Raw genomic sequence first — 17,442 nt, 5'->3', positions numbered from 1 at the left:
CAGGGTGGATTACTGCCAGTTCATCCCTTGCTGCTGGACGAATCGGGCGACCTCGTCCGGGTCCTTCTTCAGCTTGGGGTCGAACTTGAGGTACTCGCTGGTTTCGCGGGCAACCAGGCCGGAGAGGATGAGCAGACCCACCAGGTTCGGCAGTGCCATGAGGCCGTTTGCCAGGTCGGAGAAGGTCCAGACCAGCTCGAGCTCGGTGGTCGCGCCCAGGAAAGCGACGACGGTGAAGAGCATGCGGTAGGGCACGCTGGCCCACTGGCCGACCAGCGACACGATCGAGCGCTCGCCGTAGTAGGACCAACCGAGGATCGTGGAGAAGGCGAAGAAGATCAGCGAGACCGAGACGATGGTGCCACCCCAGTGGCCCGGGAGACCCTCGGCGAAGCCGGCTGCGGTCATCACGGCTGCTTCCTCGCGGCCCATTTCCCAGGTGCCGGACGTGACGATGACCAGGCCGGTGATGGTGACGACGATGATGGTGTCGATGAACGTCTGGGTCATGGAGACCAGACCCTGGCGGACCGGGTGCTCCGTCTTCGCGGCCGCCGCGGCGATTGCTGCGGAACCGAGGCCGGACTCGTTGGAGAAGATGCCGCGGGCAACACCGAATTGGATCGCCAGCATGATGCCGGAGCCGACGAAGCCGCCGGTTGCAGCGGTGCCGGTGAATGCGTCGGTGAAGATGAGGGCAAAGGCGGCCGGGACCTGGTCTGCCATCAAGATGAGGACGACGATGCCGCCGACGACGTAGATGATGATCATCAGCGGGACGAAGGCAGCGGTGATCTTACCGATGCCCTCAATGCCGCCGAGGACCGCAGCGCCAACGCCGAAGAAGATGATGATGCCGGTAACCAGCGGGTCTAGGCCGAAAGCGTCCTCCATACCTGCGGCAATGGAGTTGCCCTGGGTGAGGTTACCGATGCCGAAGGAAGCAAAGATGGTAAACAGCGTGAAGGCCAGCGCCAGCACCTTACCCAGCCCGCCGGGGATGCCGCGGCGGAGGTAGGTGTGCGGTCCGCCCTGTTGCTTGCCCTGCGCATCGGTGGTGCGGAAGCGTACACCGAGGTAGGACTCGGTGTACTTGGTGGCCATACCGACAAGGCCGGTCATCCAAATCCAGAACAACGCACCCGGACCGCCGATCGACAGTGCGGTCGCGACGCCGACGATGTTACCGGTACCGACGGTGGCAGCCAGGGCCGTGGTGAGCGCCTGGTAGTTGGAAATATCGCCAGCTCCGTCGCTGTTCTTATCGACGAAAGCGTGTCGCATTGCGCGACCAAGCGTGCGGAACTGGATGCCGCCGAGGCGGACGGTCAGGAACAAGCCGGTGCCAAGGAGCAGCGGGATGAGGACGAACGGGCCCCAGACGACGCTGGCAATCCCGCCGAGAAAATCATTCAGCGATGAGGACATAACTCCACATTTCATGCTCGGGTTAGGGGACAACACTTCCTTTCGCAGCACCGTATGTGACTGGTGCCACAGAAGTTGGTGGTAATAGTAGCCTGTCGCACTATCAAAAGTCATGTGTTTGGCGAAGGTTTTTGAACTTTCCCCAAGGTTCCCCACAATTAGGTGGGTCAGCGCGGGCCTTGGCGTGGCAGAAAGTGTGGTTAGCGGGGAAGATGGGGCGTGAAGGGGGCGTCGAGAAGCGGCGCGCCTTGCAGTCCGAACATAAAGGAGCACCCCATGGCACACGAACGCGCCGGTCAACTCGCCCAACCCGCCGACCTGATCGACATTGCGGAGCTGGTCACGGCCTACTACACGCGCGAGATTGACGCGCAGGACCCGGATCAGCAGGTCAGCTTCGGTACTTCCGGGCACCGCGGCTCCGCGCTGGACAACGCGTTCAACGAGCAGCACATTCTGGCGACCACGCAGGCTATCGTGGACTACCGTCGCGCGAACAGCATCGGCGGACCCGTCTACATCGGCCGCGACACGCACGCGCTTTCCGAGCCGGCGATGGTGACCGCACTCGAGGTGCTCATTGCCAACGAGGTGCCAGTGCTTGTCGACGCGGCGGGGCGCTACACCCCAACGCCCGCAGTCTCCCATGCGATCCTGTCACACAACGCGAAGCTTTCCGGCGGCGTGACCGGCACGGACCCGCAGCGCGCCGACGGCATTGTGATTACGCCTTCGCACAACCCGCCGCGCGACGGTGGCTTTAAGTACAACCCGCCCAGTGGTGGACCGGCTGGTGCGGATGCGACCGATTGGATTGCCAACCAGGCCAATGACTACCTGGCCCGTGGGCTGGAGGGCGTGCGTCGCGTAAGCGTGACCGGTGTGCTTGATGAGCGGGCCGAGCGCTTCGACTTCCTCGGCACGTACGTTGATGATCTGCCGAACGTGGTGGACATCGACGCGATTCGCACCTCCGGCCTGAGCATTGGCGCGGACCCGATGGGCGGGGCATCCGTGGACTACTGGGGCGCGATCGCCGAGCGTCACGGGCTGAACATGGAGGTGGTGAACCCGAACGTGGACGCCACGTGGCGGTTCATGACGCTGGATACCGACGGCAAGATTCGCATGGACTGCTCCAGCCCGAACTCCATGGCGTCGCTCGTGCATAACCGCGACAAGTACGGCATCGCTACCGGTAACGACGCGGACGCGGACCGCCACGGGATCGTCACCCCGGATGCGGGCCTGATGAACCCGAACCACTACCTGGCGGTGGCCATCGAGTACCTGTTCAGCCACCGCGAGGGTTGGGCAGAGGGGACCGCTGTGGGCAAGACGCTCGTGTCTTCTTCCATGATCGACCGCGTCGTCGCCTCGCTCGGCCGCACACTCGTTGAGGTCCCGGTGGGCTTCAAGTGGTTCGTGCCAGGGCTTATCGACGGGCAGATCGGCTTCGGTGGCGAAGAATCCGCGGGTGCTTCCTTCCTGCGCAAGGATGGCACTGTCTGGTCGACAGACAAGGACGGGCTGATCATGGATCTGCTGGCAGCAGAGATCACAGCCGTGACCGGCAAGACGCCGTCGCAGCGCTACGCGGAACTGGCCGAGCAGTTCGGCGCGCCCGCCTACGCGCGCATTGACGCCCCGGCTAACCGTGAGCAAAAGGCGACGCTGAAGGCGCTGTCCCCGGAGCAGGTCACCGCCACCGAGCTCGCCGGCGAGCCGATCACCGCGAAGCTCACCGAAGCCCCTGGCAACGGTGCCGCCATTGGCGGGCTGAAGGTGACCACCGAAAACGCCTGGTTTGCCGCACGCCCCTCCGGCACCGAGGACAAGTACAAGATCTACGCGGAGTCCTTCAAGGGCGAGGCGCACCTCAAGGAAGTGCAGGAGGCGGCGAAGGCCGTGGTGGCCGACGTGCTTGGAGAGTAAGGGCTACGCAGATTCCGCTCCTAGCAGTAGGGGCGGAATCCCTCACACCCCAGCAGCTGGGAGCGCGAGGCTTCCCTTCGCTATCTTTTAGTCAGATTTTCTCCGAGGTTGGAGACGTTTTTCTTTGGGAGATCAGTTTCCGATCCGCTTCTTTAAGTGCCTCGATGAGGTCACTCTCGGCTTCGCGGTACTCGACTTCTTTACGTCCCTGGTCGTACAGGCCGTAGCGGTCCTCAGCGAGCGTGTTGGCGTCCTTGCGCGTTATGCGGCCGTGATCGTCGAGCGGCTCGTAGTCGTTGAACTCAATGAAATGGTCTGCTTTGGTTAGCCAGTCGGACATGTGGATCACTTTCCGGCGGTCGGCTTGGTCTTGGGCGTAGTTGAGGAAGCCAGATACGAGGAAATTGAGCCGTCGAAGTTCATCATCGGTGAGATAGTTCTTCGCTGTAGTGACGTCACCTTTGCGTACGATTTTGCCCTTCCAGTTAGTTAGACCGAGGTTGTCGGCCGATGGGTTGCAGCGGGTGGCGATGATCTCGGCGGCCGTATTGCCTGTGATAGCGTAGTGAAGTTTGTCCTGGATCTTCGCGAAGAGAAAGTGAGTGCGCTTGCTGCTGGCATCGTAATCATCGGCGAGGGCAATGATGTTGCGCAGCTCGAGGTAGAGCCGCTTTTCGCTGGAGCGGATATCTCGGATTCGTGCGAGGAGCTCGTCAAAGTAGTCCGCGCCGCGGGGGTCTTTCAACTTTTCGTCGTTAAGAGCGAAGCCTTTAACGAGATATTCCTTGAGTACGGTGGTCGCCCAAGTGCGGAACTGGTTGCCGCGTGGGCCGCGTACGCGGAAACCTACGGCCATGATGGCATCCAGGTTGTAGTGGTCAGTGGAACGCTTGACGTCTCGGTCTCCTTCAGTCCGAACTGTCAAGAATCTCTTAATAGTTCGATCCCTGGTCAGCTCGTTTTCCACGTAAATGTTTGTGAGGTGCGAGCTAATGTTGGCGCGCGTGACGTCGAAAAGTTCTGCCATTTCGGCCTGGGTCATCCAGACTGAGCCATCGATGAGGCGTAGGTGAACTTCGGTCTGCCCGTCCTCCGTGTTGTAGATGACGAACTCGCCTGTGGAGTCTGTATGCGTCGTGATGGGTGTGCTTGAGTTCTTCATTAGGGCCGGGGTCCTTGCAATCGTTTATTGACAGTTGATGGTCCTTATGGGCCGTCGTGGTAGTCATCACCGCCAGGACCAGGCTTACACGCTGCTTCTCTACCTCGACAATCGTATCGAGTCTCAAGGCCGGGCAGAGAGCAAATCGGTGTTCGGTCTGGGGGCGGATACAATAAGAGTGAAACCGGCGAAAAGCCCTCCAGGGGAGGACTTCCTACCTTTACAGGCGGGATAGCCGGTCTTAGTGCTTTTGGTGGCCTGCCCAGAGGTGGAGTCTTTGCGCCGGGGAGCTATCGCGGCGCGTTGGCCGGGCGCGCGAGCTGGGCGACGAGAAAGTCGGAGCCAGGGTGAAATGGTAAGAGTTCCCAGCTCTCGTAGCAGTTCTGGACGTTGAAGCCCACCTTTTCGGCCGAAGCGAGGAAGTCGTCGAACGTCCAGCCGCGGCCCGCGCCGAAACCGACAAAGAGGCGGCCGCCGGGGCGTAGCGTGCGGAAGATGTTCGCGAGCGCCGGTTCACGGCCCGCCGGGTCGAGAAAGCCCATGACGTTTCCCGCGCAGACGGCGACGTCGATGTCGCGCGCCGGGATCTCGTCAGTGGAGAGGTCGCCGACGACCCAGGTGGCGTCGGGGAAGTCCTCCTTGGCGTGGCCGATGAGCACCGGATCTATATCGGTACCGAACACCTGGTGTCCGCGCTGAGCGAGGTAGCCGCCGACCCGCCCGGTGCCGCAGCCGGCGTCGAGGATGCGGGCGTGGCGGGGCGACGCGGCGTCGATAAGCCTGGCCTCGCCGTCGATGTCCTTGCCTTGCGCGATGAACGTCTTCCAGCGCTGGGCGTATCGCTCGGAGTGGGCGGGGTCGGCGGTGGTGAGGTCTTTCCAGGTGGTCATAGATCACATCATATCTTGCGGAAACTGTAGGGTCGATGGCCACCCGCTGCGCTACGCTGCTTATTGTGACGACACAAACTTCCGCCGCTGCGCCCGAGAACAACCAGGCGCGCAGCACGCGCGCGCTGGTTCTCGACGCGCTCTCGGCCGCCGCGCGCTTCTTCATGGCTTACGTCTGGATCAGGGCTGCGGTTCCCAAGATTGGCAATGTGATGGAGATGACGCAGTCCATTGCCGCCTACGAAATCTTCACCCAGGAGTGGTCCTACATTCTCGCGCAGCTCATCGGGCCGCTCGAGCTGGCTGGTGGGCTGCTACTCCTGCTGGGGATCAAGCTGCGGCCGGCTGGCTGGGTTTCCATCGGCGTGCTCGTCCTCTTTATTATTGGCCTGTTGTCGGCGTGGCAGCGTGGGCTTGAAATTGACTGCGGCTGCTTCGATCCGAGCGCGGGTGCAGTTGTGGACACGAACCTGCTGCTCGTTGTCGCGCGCGACGTAGTGTTTATCGCCATTACCGCGTTCATGATCTACCGCCCATTCAACCGCTTTGCCGTCTACCCCTGATGTTGACGCGTGCCGTATAATTCGCTGCGTACTTTTGTGCGCGCGGGCGCGCTTTGCGCATCACCCGTACCAAGATTGAGGAGAATCCACATTGACCACCCGTAAGGTCCAAAACCCGAACTCGAAGGGCGGCGCTGGCTTTATCTGGGCCATCGTAGCCGTCATCGCAATTGCGGTGCTGGTAATCGGCATCATCGTCTACAACGGTAAGAATGACCGCAAAGATGCGATTGCCGAGGGCATGATTGACACCGAGGGGATCAGCGCCACCTGGAACGAGGGCGATGACTTCATCGCCCTGACCGGCGAGGGGGCTGAGGGGGTGCCGAAGGCGGACCTCTTCGAGGACTTCTCCTGCTCCTACTGTGCGGAACTCGAGGTTAAAACCGGTGAGCCGATGCTGGAGGCGCTGAAGGCCGGGGAGATCGCGGTTGACTTGCGCCCGATGGTGTTCTTGGACGGGCAGCAGCAGGCGTACACCCCAGGCCACTCCACGGCTTCGGCTTCGGCAATGCTCGCCCTGTTCGCACACGGTGAGACTGCGCCAGCGCTGAACCTGCGCTACTACCTCTTTGAAAACCAGGAGGACGTGTATAAGAAGCTCGAGGCTGCTGACCTGGCTGAACTGGCAGAGGGCTACGGCGCATCGGAAGAGGCGCTGCAGGACATCCGCGACGAGAAGTATGCGGAGGCCGCTAAGGAGATGTCGGATGCGAACCTGAAGCTCCAGGAGGAACGCGCCGGTGAGGGCTGGACCCCGCGCGTCATGGTCGGCGACGAGGACATCGACGGCGACCTTGGCCAGTGGGTCGAGACCCTGAAGAACAGCTAGTCCACTTTCGGCCACGTGCGCGCCCGCAGGCGATTTGGTTCGCCCGCGGGCGCGCGTGTATATTTAGCAAAGTGCTTCACGCCGGTTATGCCGGTGTAAGAAGGGCCAAATTGGGGCTATGGCGCAGTTGGTAGCGCACCACACTGGCAGTGTGGGGGTCACGGGTTCGAATCCCGTTAGCTCCACTTGTATAACTTCATACCGTTTCTACGGGGCTATGGCGCAGTTGGTAGCGCACCACACTGGCAGTGTGGGGGTCACGGGTTCGAATCCCGTTAGCTCCACTTCGCAAGAAAACTGCCCGGCCAGAGAAAGGCTGGGCAGTTTTTTCGTTGCTGTGGCTTGGGCGCTAGCGCATTGCCTGGCGCATGCCTTCGAAGTAGGCGTTGCCGTCGCTGCCGGTGTAGCAGGGGCTGGACTGTACCGGCCAGCTGTCACGGGCCTGTTCACAGGTGAAGAGTGAGCCGTAGGGGCCCATGGTCGCGTATTCCATCTGCGGGCCTGCCTGCTGCTGTTGCTGCTGCTGTTCGGCGGCAGCTTGTTCGGCGGCAGCCTGCTCCGCCGCCGCCTGCTCCGCCGCTGCCTGCTCGGCTGCGGCCTGCTCCCTCGCCGCCTGCTCGCGCTGGGCGGCTTCGCGCTCGGCCTGTTCGCGGTCAGCGGCTTCCCTCTCTGCGGCGCGGCGCGAGGAGGCTTCGGCCTCTCGCTTCTTCGCCGCTGCCTCGGAGGAACGTTCCGCGGCCGCGGAAGAGGATGCGGCGGCCGCCGAGGACGCTGCTGCTTCTTCGGCTTCCTTTTCCTCGCGGTCAAGCCGGTCGAGGGCTGCGTTGAGTTCTTCCTGGTCGATGAGACCGTTGCCGTCGGCGTCGTCGGAGGAATCCAACTTGTGGCTCAGGGTGCGCATGTCGGATTCGCAGCCCGCGTCCCCGTCGCACACGGCTGCCGCAATCGCGGGGCTGGTGCCAGGGATCGTGTCGGAGGATGAGTCCCCGCACCCGACGAGGGCCAAAGCGGCGGTGGTAACGGCAAGGGCGAAGCTTGTAGTTCTCTTGGACATAGCATGGAGTTTACTCAATGCCTCCCCAGCAAGCTTGTCATTTGCCCACTACGGTGGGGCGCATGGACGGTTTGCAGTTCCACGACATTGATTCCCCGATCGGTCGCCTTGGCCTGGTGATATCGAGCAGGGGAGTGGCCAAGGTCCTGCTTGAGGCCGACGATATTGAAGCGCAGCGCGCCCGCATCGGAGAACAGGCCGAGGTGCCGCTCGCTGCGCACCAGCTGACAGAGTATTTCACGGGCAGGCGGCAGCAGTTTACGGTGCCGCTTGACTTCCGCTTCGCCACCGATTTCCACCGCCAGGTCCTTGAGGAGCTCGCCCGGGTGCCCTACGGCGCCACCACGACGTATAAGGCGCTCGCGGAGCGGGTCGGCAACCCCAAGGCGGTGCGAGCGGTGGGCAGTGCGTGCGCACGCAACCCGCTGCCCCTGCTCGTGCCCTGCCACCGCGTGCTGCGCACCGACGGCTCGCTCGGCGGTTATCGTAGCGGTAAGCAGGCAAAACGTTTTCTATTGAATCTGGAGGGCAACAATGTCTGATGGTTTTCTCAAGCGAGGCAGCGCGCCGGGCTCAGCCGCCGCCGAGGCCGCGGGTCTTCGCTGGCTGCGCGAGGGGTCGTCGGCGGTGGTCGAGGTGCTTTCGCTTGACGACGCCGCGAATACCCTCACCATCGAGATCGTCAACTCCGCACGCCCCACCGCTGAGTCCGCGGCTCAGGCCGGACGCGAGCTGGCAGGAATCCACGCGGCAGGTGCTTCCGCCTTCGGTGCCCCGCCGACCGGATGGGAAGGCCCAAACTTCATTGGTCGACTCGAGCAGGCGTGCGCACCCACGACGCGTTGGGCGGACTTCTACGTGCATCAGCGGGTGATGCCCTTCGCGCGCTCAGCGCACGAGGTTGGCAATCTGGACGCGCGCGGGTTGGAGGTAGTCACCCGTGCCTGCGACGCGCTGCTAGAAGAGGACGAGGATGCCCCGCTTGCGCGCATCCACGGCGATCTTTGGGCCGGCAACCTCCTGTTTAGCCCGGAAGGTCCACGCTTTATTGATCCTGCTGCGCATGGCGGGCACCCGCTCACCGATATCGCGATGCTGGAGCTGTTTGGCGCGCCCTACTTTGACGCGATCGTGGACGGCTACGTGCGCGCCGGTGGGGTGCTCGGCAGTGCTGAGATCGCAGACGCCTGGCGGGCCCGCATCCCGATCCACCAGCTCCACCCGCTGGCAGTGCACGCCACCACTCACGGGCCCAGCTACGCATCCGCGCTGGTCCGCGCCGCGCACGACACTCTTGACGCAATGTAATACCTGTATTACTCTCATGTATTACATGTAATACATCAATGCAGGTGCAGGAGGTTGTTGGTGATGAGCGAGGTAGAAAAGCGTCTTGAGCAACTTCTGCAAGAAAAGCGGAAGGCGGGAGCGACCGTGTCTATGCGAGAGCTGAATCAGAAAACCAGGGACGTGATTGCGCGGGTACGCAATGGCGGCGAGACCTTGACGGTGACTGATAGGGGCGAACCTGTGGCGGAGATCCGGCCGGTGGGCGAGCGCAGCCCCATCGACCTGATGGAAGAAGCCGGCTTGGTCGTGCGCCGCGGCGGACCTTTCAAGATCACGTGGGAGCTTGCGCCCAACAATGGGCTGACGCTTGAGCAGTTACTGAAGGAGGAGCGGGAGGACGTTGAGCTATGAGTCCGTCGCTGTACGTCGACACGTCTGTGTTGGTGCCAGTTGCGCGTAATGAAACGTATACGGGATGGGCGACGGGGCGGCTGTCGGGGCAGTCATTAATAAGTTCTGCGATAACTGAAGTGGAGCTTGCTCGCTTTGCTCATCGTGTGGACGTGGATGATGCCAAGGTCGAAGAGATATCCGCAAACCTCACAACGCTTGCGGTGAGCGACGGTGTTATTCAAGCTGCGAAAGTCGTTTCCGGTCGGCTGAAATCACTCGACGCCATCCATCTCGGCACGTGGGTGCAGGCGCGCGCGTTCGGGCTTGACTGCGATTTCGTCACAGCGGACCGGCGCCTCGCCGCGGCGGCACAGGGCATCGGCGCGCGCGTCATTCACCCCTTCGACAACCTCTAGTCGGTGGTGTTGCGCCACCAGGTTTCTTGCGGGCCCGGAGGCAGGTGGCGCTTGTGTTGGCCGACGCGCCACAGGTGCGCTAGGCGCGCCTCGGCCTCTGCGGGGACGGGCTTGCCTTCCAGGTAGTCGTCGATAAGCGGATAGCTCACGCCGAGCGCCTCCTCGTCGGGCAGCGCCGGGCGATCCTCCTCCAGGTCTGCGGTGGGCACCTTCTCCCACAGCCGTGGGGTTGCACCCAGGTGCTGCAGGAGGGCGGTACCCTGGCGCTTGTTCAGGCCGGCAAGCGGTAGGAGGTCGGCCGCGCCGTCACCGAACTTGGTAAAGAACCCGGTGACGTTTTCCGCCGCGTGGTCGGTGCCAATCACCAGGCATCCGCGCTCGCCGGCGATTGCGTACTGGGCGACCATCCGCACGCGGGCCTTTACGTTGCCCTTGTTGAAGTCGCCGAGGCCAGGCACCTCGAGCGCGTCCGCCACTTGCGCCCCCAGCGCGTCCGTGGCGGGCTTGATATCCACGGTGACCGTTTTGTCCGGTTGGATGAATTCGAGAGCGAGCTGCGCGTCGTCCTCATCCGCCTGCACCCCGTACGGCAGACGCACGGCGGTAAACGTCGCCTCCGCGCCGTCGGCTCGGCGCTGTTCGACCGCGAGCTGGGCGAGCCTGCCCGCGAGCGTGGAGTCCTGCCCGCCGGAAATGCCCAGCACGAAGCCTTTCGCTCCCGTGGCCTCGAGGTAATCGACAAGGAAGCCCACGCGGGTGCGCACCTCCGCATCTGTATCGATCAAGGGGCGGGTACCCAGGGCTTTTATGATCTCTGACTGCAGGTTTTCGGGATGAGTAGACATGACATTCATCGTAGCGGCCGCCAAGATGAGTTTTCATGGTTCAAAACACACGTTCCCGTGCCGGCGACACGCAGCGTTACGTGCGCACTGTCGCCGCGATCGCCGCTCTTGGCGGCCTGCTATTTGGTTACGACACCGGCGTGATGAGTGGTGCGCTGCTCTACATCACGCCCGAGTTCGGCATGACGCCCAGCCAGGAGGGCCTGGTCACCTCCATGCTGCTCGTTGGCGCGGCCGTCGGCGCACTCGTCGGCGGCGCGGTCGCCGACGCGCTCGGCAGGCGTCGCACGCTCATCGTCGGCGGCGTGCTGTTTATCCTCGGTTCGATTTGGTGCGCGATGGCCGACGGGGTCGGCGCGCTCGCTGCGGCGCGTACCTTCCTCGGCGTGGGCGTGGGTGGCGTGTCCATCGTCACCCCGATGTATATCGCGGAGATGTCTCCTGCGAAGGTCCGCGGCAAGCTGGTCTCGCTGAACACGCTGATGATCGTGGTGGGTCAGCTGCTCGCGTACCTGGTCAACTCGCTGCTCGCGCGCACGGGCAGCTGGGAGTGGATGCTCGGCCTGGCCGCCGTGCCGGGCGCGGCGCTAGCTATCGGCATGTTCCTTCTGCCGGAGACGCCGCTGTGGCAAGCCCGCCGCGGTGCTCGCGCGAAGGCGGAGGCCACCGCGGCACGCATCGGTATGAGTGCCGCGGAGCTCGAGGAGCTTTTGCTTAACGACGCCCGCACGCGCCAGGCCGCCTCCCGCGGCGAATGGCGCACGCTGCGCAAAACCAAGTGGCTGCGCTCCACCGTGATTGTCGCCGCGCTGTTGGGCATTACCCAGCAGGTCACGGGCGTCAACGCGATCGTCTACTTTGCGCCGACGATGATGAACACGGTGGGGCTGTCCACCGAGAACGCGGTGTACACCTCGATCGTGATCGGCCTTGTCTCCGTCGTGGCCTGCTGGGTTGGTCTGCAGGTGGTGGACAAGATTGGGCGGCGTCGCCTCCTGCTCATCGGCCTGACCGGCAACGTGATCTTCCTGGTGGCGCTCGCTGTGATGTACCGAGCAGCTGAGAATAACGCGGGCCTGGCGCTGGTGGCGCTGGCGTGCATGGCCGGTTTTATCGCCTCCCAGCAGGCGGCGGTCTCGCCGACGACGTGGTTGCTCATCTCCGAGCTCGTGCCGCCGCAGGTTCGCGGCGTGGGCATGGGTCTGGCGGGCCTGGCGCTGTGGGTGATGAACTGGATCGTGGCCCAGTTCTTCCTCCCGCTTGTCGACGTCACCTCCGCCACCTTCACCTTCCTGCTGTTCGCCGTCTTCGGTGTGGTGGCCGCGCTCTTTGTGCGCCGCCAGGTACCTGAGACGATGGGGCGCAGTCTGGACGAGGTGGCAGATGAGATGCGCGAGCGCTTTGATCCCGGGTTTGGTAACCAGGCGAAGAGCGTGTAACCTTAACCGACGTGTCGCGACCCGGCACGCCCAACACTCACACAACGTGCTGCGAGTGTGGGGTGGTCAGTCCGCAGGTCGTCAGAGCAATGCAACTTCGAGAAGAAAGGAGCGCCCGATGAAGGTCCGCAAGTCGCTTCGGTCGCTGAAGAACAAGCCGGGCGCCCAGGTTGTGCGTCGCCGCGGCAAGGTCTACGTGATCAACAAGAAGGAGCCGCGCTTCAAGGCTCGCCAGGGCTAGTTCCCTTACTCGGCGCACGGCGTCGCACCTTCAGGGGTGCGATACCGTGCGCCGTTTTGCTGCCCCGCCACCGCCCCGTGATACCCCGGGCGGTGGCGGGGCAGCAGCCGTTTCACGGCGTCTGGGGGTTAAGTAGCAAAATGTGTGTCCGGTCGGCGTGTCGTCGGTCGGACACTTTTTGTGCTATTTCATGGGGCCTTTTCTGATTCGTATCGAGTGGTTGTATTCGGTTGGGATAGCGTTGTCGTAGAAGGCTGGTCGTCCTGTTTCTTGGTCGGCTTTGTTGTGGTCTTCTTCGGCAAGATCGTTGACTTTGGCGAGTTGGTCTTGTCCGAAATTGCACTGCCTGGCGATCGTGAGTGGATCGTCAGGTCCGTCTAAGAGTCTCACGCGGGTGCAACGGTGAGGGGTGTAGAGAACGCACGGTGGGCGGTTGCGAATAAGTGACCACGCTGGCAGCCGAGAGGTACGAGCGATGAAAGATCAGCTCGAGCATTAGCGAACGTACTGACGTCGCTTTATTAGGTGTACTGACCGGGTACGTTGCGGGCACGCCGGTTCGGCGCACCGCCACAGCCGCTTGCGCCACACCAGCAGCACCGGCCGCCCCGCCGAGGGGATGTCACGCACCAGATGCTCACGCCGGCCGCGGGCCACCGCGACCACCCCGCACCGCGGGCACCCGGTCACCGACTCGGAGGTCTCCACCAACAGCTCCAGCTCACCGCCGTACTCACCGGCGGCAAGCACCACCAACCCCGAGATGCCGAGCATCGCAGCGGGCAGGACGGTAGCCTCAACACTCACCTGGGACTCCTCTCGATCCGTTGCTTGGTCGCTACGAATCGTGGAGTCCCAGGTCCGTCTTCACCAGCCCAACCCGGTCAGCGCGTCGCAACCCGGCTACCACGCTTGGTGAGGAAGATCTGCTAACGTGGTTCGGCGACGGCCCGGGCACGTCCTTGTTCCTAACCGTCGTGCGCTGGGGTCCGCGTGGACCGCTCGGCCAGCGTCCATCCAGTCAGGAGGCAGTCAGCAGATGTTCGACGACAACGGCTCATTCCTACTCGCCATGTTCGAGTTCTTCATCTTCTTCGCATGGTTCATGTCCCTGTGGTGGATCTTCGGAGATCTCTTCCGCAGCAAGGACCTCGGCGGCTTCGCGAAGGCGCTGTGGGTGGTGTTCATCGTCGCGCTGCCGTTCATCGGAATGCTCGCGTACCTGCTTGTTCGAGGTCGGGGGATGACCGACCGCGCGGCCGAGGCGCACCAGGAGCTCCAGCAGCGGCAGGAGGAGTACATCAAGTCCGTCGCCGGCGGCTCCGCCGGATCGAGCCCGACCGATGAGATCGCCTCGGCGAAGGCCCTTCTCGACTCGGGAGCGATTACCCAGCAGGAGTTCGACCAGATCAAGGCAAGGGCGCTCTCCTCGGTCTGACCCTGGTCCGCTCACTCGCCAGCCGCAGCGTCGCGGTCCGAGGGCGAAGAAGTACCGTTCTAATGACAACACCCCGCAGGGAAACCTGCGGGGTTATTTTTGGGTTAAGGGTCAAAAAGGGGTTAAATACCACCGTTGTGAGCCGGTTTTCGCCCCGGTACTTACATGGAAGTGGTTATAGCGAACTACATGTAGGTAAGCAGGGGGCGTCATCCTGGGAATATCATGCCTGTAACTACTACATGTAGTAGCGGTTGCCATATATTCCCCCAAGGTATAGTGTTTGTTGGTGTCGCGCCGAGGACGTCGGCGCCCAAGATTTTTGGTTCAGTTTCCCGCAAACGCTACAGAAAGAGCCCACAGGTTATGTCTTCTATCACCGTGTACACCAAGCCCGCTTGCATGCAGTGCAAGGCGACCACCAAGGCCCTCGACAAGGCTGGCCTGGAGTACTCCCTCGTGGACATTTCCGTGGATGAAGAGGCACGTGACTACGTGATGGCCCTTGGCTACCTGCAGGCCCCGATCGTGGAGGTCGACGGGGAGCACTGGTCCGGCTTCCGCCCGGACCGCATCCGCGGCATCCAGTCCGCAGCTTAAAAAGCAGCACGCTTCACCCAGAGCCGTCAATTCCTGTGGTTGGCGGCTTCACGTTTGTCTGCACCCGCTCTTGACAAGAATGAAATAAGTAGGCACTCATGCTCGTCGTGTACTTTTCCTCCACTACCGAAAATACGAAGCGCTTCGTTGACAAGGTGGGGTTGCCCAGCGCGCGGATCCCGCTGCGGCGCGGCGACGCCCCGCTCGAGGTGGACGAGCCCTATGTGCTGGTGTGCCCGACGTACGGGGGCGGGGCGTCGATAAGCAATGGCTACTCTCGCCCCGTGCCACCGCAGGTCATCCGCTTTTTGAACAACCCGCGCAACCGCGGGCTGATCCGCGGGGTGATTGCCGCGGGCAACTCGAACTTCGGGCCGGACTACTGCATCGCCGGCGACATCATCTCCGAAAAGTGCGGCGTGCCTTACCTCTACCGGGTCGAGTTGATGGGCACCGCAGAGGATGTTGCGCGTGTGCGCACCTCGCTTCTCGACGGCGCGCACACCCTCGGCCTGACCCCCTTAAGCGGTAAGGCGCGCGAGGCGCTTGCCCCGCTGCCGGCAGACAATAGCGACCGGCTGGCTGCACTGCGCGCCAAATACCAGGGCAAATACCGCACCGCCTGACGCGGCAAACCACAAACTTGTAACCTAGACAACCGACATACTTGGAACATGAAAGGCCCCGCTGTGTCTACCTCTGAAATGCACGGAAAAGTCGTCCCCGAGCCGGTCAACGCCGCTGACCAGCTGGATTACCACGCTCTCAACGCGCTGCTGAACCTGTACGACGAGAACGGCAAGATCCAGTTCGACAAGGACCGCGAGGCCGCCAACCAGTTCTTCCTCCAGCACGTCAACCAGAACACCGTGTACTTCCACGACCTGGAAGAGAAGATGAAGTATCTGGTGGACAACAAGTACTACGAGCCCGAGGTGATCGAGGCTTACGACTGGGAGTTTGTCAAGGACACCTTCAAGCGCGCCTACGCTTTTAAGTTCCGCTTTAAGTCCTTCCTCGGCGCGTACAAGTACTACACCTCGTACACGCTGAAGACCTTCGACGGGCGTCGCTACCTCGAGCGCTTCGAAGACCGCGTGGCCATGACGGCGCTGTTCCTCGCCGACGGCAACGAGGAGCTCGCCTCCGCGCTGGTGGACGAGATTATGACCGGGCGCTTCCAGCCCGCCACTCCGACCTTCCTGAATGCGGGCAAGGCGCAGCGCGGCGAGCTTGTGTCCTGCTTCCTGCTGCGCATCGAGGACAACATGGAGTCCATCGGCCGCGCGATCAACTCCTCGCTGCAGCTGTCCAAGCGCGGCGGCGGCGTGGCGCTCCTGCTCTCCAACATTCGTGAGTCCGGCGCGCCGATCAAGCATATCGAGAACCAGTCCTCTGGTGTGATCCCCGTGATGAAGCTTCTGGAGGACTCCTTCTCGTATGCCAACCAGCTTGGTGCCCGACAGGGTGCTGGCGCGGTGTACCTGAACGCGCACCACCCGGACATCATGAAGTTCCTGGATACCAAGCGCGAGAACGCGGACGAGAAGATCCGCATCAAGACGCTCTCGCTCGGTGTGGTCATCCCGGACATCACCTTCGAGCTGGCCAAGCGCAACGACGACATGTACCTGTTCAGCCCGTATGACGTCGAGCGCGTCTACGGCAAGCCGTTCGCCGACATCTCGGTGACGGAGAAGTACGAGGAGATGGTCGAGGACCCGCGCATCCGCAAGTCCAAGATCAACGCCCGCCAGTTCTTCCAGACCATCGCGGAGATCCAGTTCGAGTCCGGCTACCCGTACATCATGTTCGAGGACACCGCGAACCGCGCGAACCCGGTCAAGACCGGCCGGATCAACATGTCCAACCTCTGCTCCGAGATCCTCCAGGTCAACTCGCCGTCCGAGCTGAACGAGGACCTCACCTACGCCGAGGTTGGCCACGACATTTCCTGCAACCTGGGCTCGCTCAACATCGCCATGACGATGGACTCGGACAACTTCGCCCGCACCGTGGAGACCGCCATCCGAGGCCTGACCGCGGTAGCGGACAAAACGGCCATCCACTCCGTGCCGTCCGTGCGTGAGGGCAACGACGCCTCGCACGCGATCGGCCTGGGCCAGATGAACCTGCACGGCTACCTCGGCCGCGAGCACATCCACTACGGCTCCGAGGAGGCCCTCGACTTCACCAACGCCTACTTCGCGGCCGTGATGTACCAGGCCATCCGTGCCTCGCACACAATCGCGGTGGAGAAAGGGGAGCACTTCGCCGACTTTGACAAGTCCGAGTACGCCAGCGGCGAATTCTTCGACCGCTACGATCCGGCCGACTTCCAGCCGAAGACCGACAAGGTCAAGGCGCTTTTCGACGCCTCCAACATCGCCGCCCCCACCGCCGAAGAGTGGGAGCAGCTGAAGCAGGACGTCGCCCGCGACGGCATCTACAACCGCTACCTGCAGGCCGTGCCGCCGACCGGCTCGATCTCGTACATCAACAACTCCACCTCGTCGATCCACCCGATCGCCTCCAAGATTGAGATCCGCAAGGAGGGCAAGATCGGCCGCGTCTACTACCCGGCGCCGCACATGGACAACGAGAACCTCGAGTACTTCGAGGACGCCTACGAGATCGGCTACAAGGCGATCGTGGACACCTACGCAGTAGCCACCCGCTACGTGGACCAGGGGCTGTCGCTGACCATGTTCTTCAAGGACACCGTGACCACCCGTGACCTGAACCGCGCCCAGATCTACGCGTGGACCAAGGGCATTAAGTCCCTGTACTACATCCGCCTGCGTCAGATGGCGCTGGAAGGCACCGAGGTCGAGGGCTGCGTGTCCTGCATGCTCTAGGCCGCAGCTTGAGGTCCTAGCAGCCCTAGCAGCAGTGAAGCCCCGCGCACCGTTTCTG

19 protein-coding genes, 2 tRNA genes and 1 pseudogene are annotated in these 17,442 nt (G+C 62.7%); 15 read left to right on the top strand and 7 right to left on the bottom strand.

Annotation, left to right across the window (positions count from 1 at the left end; translation table 11 throughout):
- Positions 1 to 9 precede the first annotated feature (9 nt).
- A complete protein-coding gene (locus CIMIT_RS09590) occupies positions 10 to 1,428 on the bottom strand; it encodes an alanine/glycine:cation symporter family protein (protein ID WP_051904934.1) in 1,419 nt (472 codons plus the stop codon).
- 276 nt (positions 1,429 to 1,704) lie between these two features.
- Between CIMIT_RS09590 and pgm the strand changes: the two genes are divergently transcribed.
- Positions 1,705 to 3,363, top strand: coding sequence for a phosphoglucomutase (alpha-D-glucose-1,6-bisphosphate-dependent) (gene pgm, locus CIMIT_RS09585; protein WP_038592236.1), 1,659 nt, complete (start codon positions 1,705 to 1,707; stop codon positions 3,361 to 3,363).
- Positions 3,364 to 3,454: 91 nt separating this feature from the next.
- Here pgm and rhuM read toward each other — a convergent pair whose 3' ends face one another.
- Together rhuM and CIMIT_RS09575 are read right to left on the bottom strand one after the other, a co-directional pair.
- Positions 3,455 to 4,525 (bottom strand): RhuM family protein, encoded by a 1,071-nt coding sequence (gene rhuM, locus CIMIT_RS09580; protein WP_144311842.1) that lies wholly within the window; start codon positions 4,523 to 4,525, stop codon positions 3,455 to 3,457.
- A gap of 290 nt (positions 4,526 to 4,815) precedes the next feature.
- Positions 4,816 to 5,415: a class I SAM-dependent methyltransferase gene (locus CIMIT_RS09575; protein WP_038592233.1), complete on the bottom strand. Its 600-nt coding sequence runs from the start codon at positions 5,413 to 5,415 to the stop codon at positions 4,816 to 4,818.
- A gap of 65 nt (positions 5,416 to 5,480) precedes the next feature.
- Between CIMIT_RS09575 and CIMIT_RS09570 the strand changes: the two genes are divergently transcribed.
- From CIMIT_RS09570 to CIMIT_RS09555, 4 genes are all read left to right on the top strand, one after another.
- A complete protein-coding gene (locus CIMIT_RS09570) occupies positions 5,481 to 5,978 on the top strand; it encodes a MauE/DoxX family redox-associated membrane protein (RefSeq protein ID WP_268870435.1) in 498 nt (165 codons plus the stop codon).
- A gap of 91 nt (positions 5,979 to 6,069) precedes the next feature.
- Positions 6,070 to 6,810, top strand: a complete 741-nt coding sequence (locus tag CIMIT_RS09565; RefSeq protein WP_038592230.1) for a DsbA family protein — start codon at positions 6,070 to 6,072, stop codon at positions 6,808 to 6,810.
- Between the two features lie 112 nt (positions 6,811 to 6,922).
- Positions 6,923 to 6,995: transfer RNA gene (locus CIMIT_RS09560), tRNA-Ala, on the top strand.
- 26 nt (positions 6,996 to 7,021) lie between these two features.
- Positions 7,022 to 7,094, top strand: a tRNA-Ala gene (locus tag CIMIT_RS09555).
- 65 nt (positions 7,095 to 7,159) lie between these two features.
- On the opposite strand, the gene CIMIT_RS09550 is transcribed toward CIMIT_RS09555, so the two are convergent.
- Positions 7,160 to 7,864, bottom strand: coding sequence for a hypothetical protein (locus CIMIT_RS09550; RefSeq protein ID WP_051904933.1), 705 nt, complete (start codon positions 7,862 to 7,864; stop codon positions 7,160 to 7,162).
- Between the two features lie 62 nt (positions 7,865 to 7,926).
- On the opposite strand from CIMIT_RS09550, the gene CIMIT_RS09545 reads away from it, so the two are divergent.
- From CIMIT_RS09545 to CIMIT_RS12425, 4 genes are all read left to right on the top strand, one after another.
- Positions 7,927 to 8,406 carry a methylated-DNA--[protein]-cysteine S-methyltransferase gene (locus CIMIT_RS09545; protein WP_038592227.1) on the top strand — a complete coding sequence of 160 codons (480 nt, stop codon included), beginning with the start codon at positions 7,927 to 7,929 and terminating at the stop codon, positions 8,404 to 8,406.
- On the top strand, positions 8,399 to 9,172 hold the full coding sequence (locus CIMIT_RS09540) for a fructosamine kinase family protein (RefSeq protein ID WP_038592225.1): 774 nt from the start codon (positions 8,399 to 8,401) through the stop codon (positions 9,170 to 9,172). The genes CIMIT_RS09545 and CIMIT_RS09540 overlap by 8 nt, the downstream gene beginning before the upstream one ends.
- 63 nt (positions 9,173 to 9,235) lie before the next feature.
- Positions 9,236 to 9,565 (top strand): type II toxin-antitoxin system Phd/YefM family antitoxin, encoded by a 330-nt coding sequence (locus tag CIMIT_RS09535; RefSeq protein WP_038592223.1) that lies wholly within the window; start codon positions 9,236 to 9,238, stop codon positions 9,563 to 9,565.
- Positions 9,562 to 9,963, top strand: a complete 402-nt coding sequence (locus CIMIT_RS12425) for a type II toxin-antitoxin system VapC family toxin (RefSeq protein WP_084674337.1) — start codon at positions 9,562 to 9,564, stop codon at positions 9,961 to 9,963. Before CIMIT_RS09535 ends, CIMIT_RS12425 begins: the two co-directional genes overlap by 4 nt.
- On the opposite strand, the gene nadE is transcribed toward CIMIT_RS12425, so the two are convergent.
- On the bottom strand, positions 9,960 to 10,808 hold the full coding sequence (gene nadE / locus CIMIT_RS09525) for an ammonia-dependent NAD(+) synthetase (RefSeq protein ID WP_038592217.1): 849 nt from the start codon (positions 10,806 to 10,808) through the stop codon (positions 9,960 to 9,962). The two genes, CIMIT_RS12425 and nadE, sit on opposite strands and share 4 nt — an antisense overlap.
- 35 nt (positions 10,809 to 10,843) lie before the next feature.
- Between nadE and CIMIT_RS09520 the strand changes: the two genes are divergently transcribed.
- Positions 10,844 to 12,247, top strand: a complete 1,404-nt coding sequence (locus CIMIT_RS09520; protein ID WP_038592214.1) for a sugar porter family MFS transporter — start codon at positions 10,844 to 10,846, stop codon at positions 12,245 to 12,247.
- A gap of 118 nt (positions 12,248 to 12,365) precedes the next feature.
- Entirely contained in the window at positions 12,366 to 12,488 is a 123-nt protein-coding gene (gene ykgO, locus CIMIT_RS09515; protein ID WP_005511141.1) for a type B 50S ribosomal protein L36, read from the top strand.
- Positions 12,489 to 12,671: 183 nt separating this feature from the next.
- Here ykgO and CIMIT_RS12420 read toward each other — a convergent pair.
- Both CIMIT_RS12420 and CIMIT_RS09510 read right to left on the bottom strand, forming a co-directional pair.
- Positions 12,672 to 12,860, bottom strand: a pseudogene (locus CIMIT_RS12420) (IS1249 family transposase); the annotation flags it as partial.
- Positions 12,861 to 12,983: 123 nt separating this feature from the next.
- Positions 12,984 to 13,295 (bottom strand): transposase family protein, encoded by a 312-nt coding sequence (locus CIMIT_RS09510; RefSeq protein WP_007000757.1) that lies wholly within the window; start codon positions 13,293 to 13,295, stop codon positions 12,984 to 12,986.
- Positions 13,296 to 13,527: 232 nt separating this feature from the next.
- On the opposite strand from CIMIT_RS09510, the gene CIMIT_RS09505 reads away from it, so the two are divergent.
- The 4 genes from CIMIT_RS09505 to nrdE all read left to right on the top strand — a co-directional run bounded on the left by CIMIT_RS09505 (position 13,528) and on the right by nrdE (position 17,384).
- Positions 13,528 to 13,926 (top strand): SHOCT domain-containing protein, encoded by a 399-nt coding sequence (locus CIMIT_RS09505; protein WP_038592207.1) that lies wholly within the window; start codon positions 13,528 to 13,530, stop codon positions 13,924 to 13,926.
- 366 nt (positions 13,927 to 14,292) lie between these two features.
- Entirely contained in the window at positions 14,293 to 14,526 is a 234-nt protein-coding gene (gene nrdH / locus CIMIT_RS09500) for a glutaredoxin-like protein NrdH (protein WP_038592204.1), read from the top strand.
- A gap of 98 nt (positions 14,527 to 14,624) precedes the next feature.
- Positions 14,625 to 15,152 (top strand): class Ib ribonucleoside-diphosphate reductase assembly flavoprotein NrdI, encoded by a 528-nt coding sequence (nrdI, locus tag CIMIT_RS09495; protein ID WP_084674335.1) that lies wholly within the window; start codon positions 14,625 to 14,627, stop codon positions 15,150 to 15,152.
- Positions 15,153 to 15,230: 78 nt separating this feature from the next.
- Positions 15,231 to 17,384, top strand: a complete 2,154-nt coding sequence (gene nrdE / locus CIMIT_RS09490; RefSeq protein WP_038592201.1) for a class 1b ribonucleoside-diphosphate reductase subunit alpha — start codon at positions 15,231 to 15,233, stop codon at positions 17,382 to 17,384.
- The last annotated feature ends 58 nt before the right edge of the window (positions 17,385 to 17,442 follow it).

It is taken from the genome of Corynebacterium imitans, from assembly GCF_000739455.1.
Taxonomy (GTDB): Bacteria; Actinomycetota; Actinomycetes; order Mycobacteriales; family Mycobacteriaceae; genus Corynebacterium; species Corynebacterium imitans.
Note: the sequence above shows the minus strand (reverse complement) of the source record. Positions and strands in the feature narration are given on the sequence as shown.

Excerpts from the sequence above, each read along its gene's own strand:
- CIMIT_RS09590 (WP_051904934.1), bottom strand. The coding sequence starts at position 1,428 with ATGTCCTCATCGCTGAATGATTTTCTCGGCGGGATTGCCAGCGTCGTC.
- pgm (WP_038592236.1), top strand. The coding sequence starts at position 1,705 with ATGGCACACGAACGCGCCGGTCAACTCGCCCAACCCGCCGACCTGATC.
- rhuM (WP_144311842.1), bottom strand. The coding sequence starts at position 4,525 with ATGAAGAACTCAAGCACACCCATCACGACGCATACAGACTCCACAGGC.
- CIMIT_RS09575 (WP_038592233.1), bottom strand. The coding sequence starts at position 5,415 with ATGACCACCTGGAAAGACCTCACCACCGCCGACCCCGCCCACTCCGAG.
- CIMIT_RS09550 (WP_051904933.1), bottom strand. The coding sequence starts at position 7,864 with ATGTCCAAGAGAACTACAAGCTTCGCCCTTGCCGTTACCACCGCCGCT.
- CIMIT_RS09545 (WP_038592227.1), top strand. The coding sequence starts at position 7,927 with ATGGACGGTTTGCAGTTCCACGACATTGATTCCCCGATCGGTCGCCTT.
- CIMIT_RS09540 (WP_038592225.1), top strand. The coding sequence starts at position 8,399 with ATGTCTGATGGTTTTCTCAAGCGAGGCAGCGCGCCGGGCTCAGCCGCC.
- CIMIT_RS09535 (WP_038592223.1), top strand. The coding sequence starts at position 9,236 with ATGAGCGAGGTAGAAAAGCGTCTTGAGCAACTTCTGCAAGAAAAGCGG.
- CIMIT_RS12425 (WP_084674337.1), top strand. The coding sequence starts at position 9,562 with ATGAGTCCGTCGCTGTACGTCGACACGTCTGTGTTGGTGCCAGTTGCG.
- nadE (WP_038592217.1), bottom strand. The coding sequence starts at position 10,808 with ATGTCTACTCATCCCGAAAACCTGCAGTCAGAGATCATAAAAGCCCTG.
- CIMIT_RS09520 (WP_038592214.1), top strand. The coding sequence starts at position 10,844 with ATGGTTCAAAACACACGTTCCCGTGCCGGCGACACGCAGCGTTACGTG.
- ykgO (WP_005511141.1), top strand. The coding sequence starts at position 12,366 with ATGAAGGTCCGCAAGTCGCTTCGGTCGCTGAAGAACAAGCCGGGCGCC.
- CIMIT_RS09505 (WP_038592207.1), top strand. The coding sequence starts at position 13,528 with ATGTTCGACGACAACGGCTCATTCCTACTCGCCATGTTCGAGTTCTTC.
- nrdH (WP_038592204.1), top strand. The coding sequence starts at position 14,293 with ATGTCTTCTATCACCGTGTACACCAAGCCCGCTTGCATGCAGTGCAAG.
- nrdI (WP_084674335.1), top strand. The coding sequence starts at position 14,625 with ATGCTCGTCGTGTACTTTTCCTCCACTACCGAAAATACGAAGCGCTTC.
- nrdE (WP_038592201.1), top strand. The coding sequence starts at position 15,231 with ATGCACGGAAAAGTCGTCCCCGAGCCGGTCAACGCCGCTGACCAGCTG.